We start from the raw sequence: 1,065 nt of genomic DNA on the forward strand, positions 1-1,065 counted from the left end.
TGTACTGACCACGGAGGTTGGTGACAGGGGTCACGGCGCTGTGATCTTGAAATGAGTGAGGGCCTTCTGGCCAGGTGTGGATTGCGACATCTTCACCGGCGACCAGAAAGGCCCTCATGCCACACCGTAACGCACCGCTGACCGAGACCGGACGCCTGCGCCTGGCTCGCTGTGTGGTCGAGGACGGCTGGCCGCTGCGGCGGGCCGCCGAGCGCTTCCAGGTCTCGCCGACCACGGCCAAGCGCTGGGCGGACCGCTACCGCGCGCTCGGCGAGGCCGGCATGGGCGACCTCTCCAGCCGACCGCACCACAGCCCGCGCCGGACCCCGACCCGCACCGAGCGGCGGATCATCAAGGTCCGCGTCCTGCGCCGCTGGGGGCCGGCCCGCATCGCCTACCTGCTGAAGCTCAACCCGGCCACCGTCCACCGCGTGCTGACCCGCTTCCGGCTCGCCCGCCTCTCGCACCTGGACCGCTCCACCGGACGTGTGATCCGACGCTACGAGCATTGCGCGCCAGGCGAGTTGGTGCACGTGGACATCAAGAAACTCGGCAACATCCCCGACGGCGGCGGCCACAAGGCCCTGGGTCGACAGGCCGGGCGAAGGAACCGCTCCGACGTCGGCTACAGCTACCTCCACAACGCCGTCGACGACCACTCCCGCCTGGCCTACAGCGAGATCCTGACCGACGAACGCAAGGAGACCGCCACCGCGTTCTGGACCCGCGCGAACGAGTTCTTCGCCCAGGCCGGGATCACCGTCCGGCGGGTGATGACCGACAACGGCGCCTGCTACAAGTCCCACGCCTGGCGCGATGTCCTCGCCGGGGCCGGGATCACCCACAAGCGCACCCGGCCCTACCGGCCCCAGACCAACGGCAAGGTCGAACGCTTCAACCGCACCCTGCTCGACGAATGGGCCTACGCACAGCCCTACCGCACCGAACAGGAACGACGCGACGCCTACCCCGCCTGGCTCCACACCTACAATCACCACCGCGGACACACCGCACTCGCAGGCAAGCCACCCGCCAGCCGCGTCCCCAACCTCACGGGTCAGAACA

General features: G+C 69.2%; 1 protein-coding gene. It reads left to right on the forward strand.

Features of this window, described 5'->3' with window-relative positions; genetic code table 11:
• Nucleotides 1-116: 116 nt before the first annotated feature.
• On the forward strand, nt 117-1,065 hold a 949-nt coding region (locus ACIQ87_RS40335), incomplete at its 3' end, for an IS481 family transposase (RefSeq protein ID WP_402417261.1).

The sequence above is a fragment of the Kitasatospora sp. NPDC096204 genome (genome assembly GCF_044763205.1).
In the GTDB taxonomy this organism is placed as follows: Bacteria; Actinomycetota; Actinomycetes; order Streptomycetales; family Streptomycetaceae; genus Kitasatospora.